6 protein-coding genes and 1 pseudogene are annotated in these 4,441 nt (G+C 48.6%); all 7 read right to left on the reverse strand.

Going from position 1 to position 4,441, the window contains the following annotated elements; translation table 11 throughout:
• Positions 1-305 (reverse strand): cytochrome c3 family protein (locus AC29Z1_RS09090; protein ID WP_488271142.1); only part of this gene is annotated, 305 nt, incomplete at its 3' end.
• Between the two features lie 37 nt (positions 306-342).
• The gene (locus tag AC29Z1_RS09095; protein ID WP_488271143.1) at positions 343-924 is read right to left on the reverse strand and encodes a hypothetical protein; all 582 of its coding nucleotides are present in this window, start codon (positions 922-924) and stop codon (positions 343-345) included.
• A 9-nt stretch (positions 925-933) separates the two neighbouring features.
• Positions 934-2,541 (reverse strand): cytochrome c biogenesis protein CcsA, encoded by a 1,608-nt coding sequence (gene ccsA, locus AC29Z1_RS09100; protein ID WP_488271144.1) that lies wholly within the window; start codon positions 2,539-2,541, stop codon positions 934-936.
• Entirely contained in the window at positions 2,538-2,909 is a 372-nt protein-coding gene (locus AC29Z1_RS09105; RefSeq protein WP_488271145.1) for a cytochrome c maturation protein CcmE domain-containing protein, read from the reverse strand. The genes ccsA and AC29Z1_RS09105 overlap by 4 nt, the downstream gene beginning before the upstream one ends.
• The gene (locus AC29Z1_RS09110) at positions 2,906-3,565 is read right to left on the reverse strand and encodes a cytochrome c biogenesis protein (RefSeq protein WP_488271146.1); all 660 of its coding nucleotides are present in this window, start codon (positions 3,563-3,565) and stop codon (positions 2,906-2,908) included. The genes AC29Z1_RS09105 and AC29Z1_RS09110 overlap by 4 nt, the downstream gene beginning before the upstream one ends.
• Positions 3,566-3,579: 14 nt before the next feature.
• Positions 3,580-4,257 carry a heme exporter protein CcmB gene (locus tag AC29Z1_RS09115; protein WP_488271147.1) on the reverse strand — a complete coding sequence of 226 codons (678 nt, stop codon included), beginning with the start codon at positions 4,255-4,257 and terminating at the stop codon, positions 3,580-3,582.
• Positions 4,232-4,441: pseudogene (locus tag AC29Z1_RS09120) on the reverse strand (heme ABC exporter ATP-binding protein CcmA); the annotation flags it as partial. The pseudogene AC29Z1_RS09120 and the gene AC29Z1_RS09115, both read right to left, overlap by 26 nt.

Genomic DNA, 4,441 nt, shown 5'->3' on the forward strand with positions numbered 1-4,441 from the left:
ATAGTTGCAGGATAATCTCTACGTACTTCATGATAGGTGTCATTCATACCGGTCTTGGCTTTTACGATCATCTTGACCGCAAAGTTTTGTTGCGGCAAATGGCAGTCTGTACATTTAAATTGCTTGTGATTTGAAGCCTGCCAGCTAGCTGTGCTTTCGGCCATAGAGTGGCACGAGCCGCAAAACTGCGGGCTATCAGAATACGCGTACCCGGCTCCGGCCAACAACATTCCTACTGCCGCAAGTGCTAAGACTGTCAGCGCAATCTTTAACGCATTACGGTTGAGGAATTGACCAGTATCCAAAACATCTCCTCCCTCCATAAATCATTTGGGCTCTATGTTAGGTCCTAACAGCAGGACCTTGGCCCCTTTTTATTTGTTGAGTATAGCCCATAAGCCTGTTCCAGGCAGCCAACCCAACACCGGCAGTGATCAGTATCGCTCCCAGCCACACCAGATTAATCAGGGGTTTATAACTGATTTCAGCTTCCAGTGTTTCTGGTATTGCAGCCTGCGGTCTGGCTTTTACATCTTTAAACTCTACAGTAACCTTACCTTCTCCGGGTTTAAGCCCGGTAATATGCACAGCATACCGGTCAAAGGCTGTTACTGTTGAACCAACAATCTGTCCGTTTCTATGGGTGAGCTCAGGGCGCACCTCTTGGGTCTGACCATCAACAGCGACTTCAATTATGGTCTGTACCCGGACTTCCCCTGAACCATCCAGACCAGCCATATTAAATCTAAGAAAGGTTAAGCTTACGCCATCCTGCATAACCGGCTGGCCTTTGACCAGCGTTAGTTCTGGACCATGGTCAGAATCCTCCTGCGGTCTGGGGGCAATATATATGTCGGCCAGCATCGTCCGATAAATACCTGGTTCTCGGGCAGCAGGCATTCCATGACGGTTCAATTTGGTCAACGACTTGACTTAGGTCTGATCACAACCGGCTTGAAACATATGATAAAATTCTCTGCAGCCTGATTTTGTTTCAGTACCAGTGTAAATAAGCGGCTGTCCGAAAATTGCCTGCGGCTGATCTTGGGTAAAGGTAATTACCGCTGATTGACCGCCTGCCCCTGATGTCATAATGCCCACAAGCATAACCGTTACGCCGATATGACTACCGCTAGCAGCCAGCGATATTTTTCGGGCATAAGCACCATATACGTTAGCCACGATACCAGCACAGGCCAAACCGATAATAAGCATAATGAGCGGCTGAAACAGCATAAGCCTGCCTGCCAGTAATAACCCTCCCACTAAACCGAGTGCTGGCCATAAATATTTTGGGGGACTGCCTGCTTGATTTGTTCCCCATCCTAAGTATGGCCCTGCTGTCAGAACCGCGGCCATGGCGACAGCCAACGGCAGCGTAGCATGATTATAAAATGCGCTGCTAACACTTTTGGGACTGCCAAAAGCCATGGTGACAAGCGGTGTAGACATACCCACAAATACAATAGCACCAAAAAAAGCTAATAGCAGTGCAGCAAGTGCCAGAATAAATTCCCGGCTGACAATCCCCGGATAGAGTTGACCTGAAGGCATACCTGGCAGTTTGGCAATATAGAGCCCAAACGCCAAACAGGTTACTACCAGTACGGTTAATCCTAAGATTCCACCTATCCCTTCATCAGCAAACGAATGGGTAGAAAAATCACGTAAGACACCACTGCGAGTGAGGAAAGTTCCATATAAGACCAGGGAAAAACTGCAAATCACTGCCACGTACACGGCTTTAACAGCACCAGGACGAACCCTAGCTAACAGCAGCAGATGTACCAATCCTCCAGCCACCAGCCATGGAACCAGAGAAGAATTCTCCACAGGGTCCCATGCCCAGTAACCACCCCAGCCTAACACTTTATACGCCCAAAAACCACCGATAAACATCCCGCCACCAAGAGCAGCCAAAGCAAACAGCGCCCACGGCGCCGCCGGTCCCAGCCATTCCTGATGTCGCCCTCTCAGCATACCATCCAAGGCATAGGCAAAAGGCACAGCCAGTGCCGCATATCCCAGGAACAAAACAGGAGGATGAATAACCATCCAGGGATCTTGCAGCAGCGGATTCAGACCGGCCCCGTCAGGACGCGGCTCTGCCAGCATCATGAACGGACTCTTAACCAGCAACATAATAAGCAGCACTACCTGCAGCAAACTATATACCATTATGACTCCTGCCGGTGCCGCTGGTCTCCGGGTTAGCATCAGACCAAATAGCGCATGAAACACCAGCCATAACAAAAACGAGCCTTCCTGCCCGGCCCAAAAGGCCGAGAATTTATAGGCCAACGGCAAATCACGACAAGTATAGGCAAACACATAGGCATATTCATAATGATTATCTAAAATAAGGTAAAACAGATACAAGGCAGCGATACCAATAAGTCCGGCCGATACTTGATAACAATAGTGTCCGCTCCGCTCCCAGCTTTGCCTGCCAGCCTTCCTGACGATGCTAGCCGCCCCGGAGCAGACGACTGCTATCATGGTTACGATGACTGCTAAGACCACGGCACCATAGCCAATCATTTATTCACACTCCCCTGATATTTCGAAGGACATTTTACCAGCAGTTTGTCAGCCTGAAACTCACCATCACGGTATTTACCAATGGCTACAATGCCTGCAGCCTGATCCAGTCCGTCTGGCTGCATCCCCCGGTAAATAACAGAAACTTCTTCTCCCGCGTCATCCCGCAGGATAAAGCGGATAGATTTCCCGTCTCCGGCTAAAGTGACTTGTTGTCCGACCAGCGTACCTTTTACCTGGACAACGCCGTTCGTAGTTCTGGCTTGGGCAAAGGTAACGTAAGGAGTAACCGCATCATGAAACGCTAAGGCACTGTAGGCAATAAATCCAGCAATTATCAGCAGACAAATGACGTGTTGTTTCTTCATAGCTGGCTTCCCCTTTTAGAAAATATTGTCCTGTCGGGAACACTTCTAACCAATAACCGTCCGTAAAGCGCGGTACACACGCCTACGGCAGCCAGCAGCACGATCAGCATAATTGGATCCATATCCACTTTTCCTGCGCTGTTTAGCAGCGGTTCGGGATGGAGCGAAAAATACATCCTGGGAATAATAAACACCAGAAATGGCACCGTAATAAAAGATAACAACGCGTAAACCGCTGCAACCGTTGCCCGTCGTTCTTCTTCCTCAATGGCTGTTCTCAAGGACAGATAAGCACCATAAATCAATAGCAATATAAACACCGTAGTCTGACGGGGATCCCAGTTCCAATACGCTCCCCAGGTCAGTTTGGCAAATATAGCGCCGCTTACAGTAGCCAGCAGGCAAAAGATAAGCCCTAATTTGGCCGAACAGGCGCTGATTGTGTCATATGTAAGACTGCGGGTCCTAAGATACTGGACAGCAGCCAGTGCTGACACCAGAAAGGCCAGTACCGAAACCCAAGCTACCGGGATATGAAAGAAAGCCATCCGGACAAGATATCCCAGCCCTTCTGCCGGCGGCACCAAATAGAAAACAGCATAGACCACTCCAGCAAGACATACTACAATGATTGTGTCAATTGTTTTTGATTGCATTTACCCACCTACTTTTAGTCCTGCCATACATAATCAAATAACAGTACACCGGCGGCAATAACAGCAGCATCATAACCAGCCATGAAAAGACATTCTCGAAACTCCGGCACATCACCGGACAGTACCTTGGCAGTAGTACTGATCACGCATAAAAATTGCGGTAATAAGACTGGAAAAGTAAGAACAGTAAATACCGCCTGTTTCCCCTGTGCATACATGACCATAGCTGCAGTCAGGGTGGATACTGCTGCAATACCAGTACTGCCTAACAATATAATTAAGATAAATGATAGCCAAATATCTATTGTCACATGGAAAAACAGGACAAACAGCGGCACCACCAGGCAGGTAAGCCCTATTAATACCACCCAGTTAAACAGCAATTTTCCGAAGAAGACCGTTTGACCAGTGGCATAAAGTCTGAGGATTAATACGGTACCAGCCTCCTGTTCCTGAACAAATCCCCGTGAGAGGCCTGCCATGGAGCTAAAAAACATCACTACCCACAATAGCGCGGCAGCAAATGTTGGCGGCAGCACCGCCCCAGCCAGCGTCATACTTACACTGGATAAGGTGGTAAGCGCAAACATAAGCAATGCACCAACTACGTACCTTGTCCGAAATTCACATACTGCATCTTTGGTCAGTATCGCCCATACTGCCCGGCTAAAGTTCAATTGTATCGGTAGCATATCGGGCCTCCTCAGGTTCGTTGGTAGCAAGCACAATAGCGGCTTTATCCCGCCGGGCATTTGCTATTAAATCCTGTACATAAGTCTTGCCATCAGTATCCAGATTAGCAAACGGCTCATCCAGCAACCATACCTGCGGCCGCAAGGCCTTAACTACCGCCAGCTTTAAACGTTGACGCATGCC

This window comes from Sporomusa sp. (assembly GCF_057736855.1).

Excerpts from the sequence above, each read along its gene's own strand:
- ccsA (WP_488271144.1), bottom strand. The coding sequence starts at position 2,541 with ATGATTGGCTATGGTGCCGTGGTCTTAGCAGTCATCGTAACCATGATA.
- AC29Z1_RS09105 (WP_488271145.1), bottom strand. The coding sequence starts at position 2,909 with ATGAAGAAACAACACGTCATTTGTCTGCTGATAATTGCTGGATTTATT.
- AC29Z1_RS09110 (WP_488271146.1), bottom strand. The coding sequence starts at position 3,565 with ATGCAATCAAAAACAATTGACACAATCATTGTAGTATGTCTTGCTGGA.
- AC29Z1_RS09115 (WP_488271147.1), bottom strand. The coding sequence starts at position 4,257 with ATGCTACCGATACAATTGAACTTTAGCCGGGCAGTATGGGCGATACTG.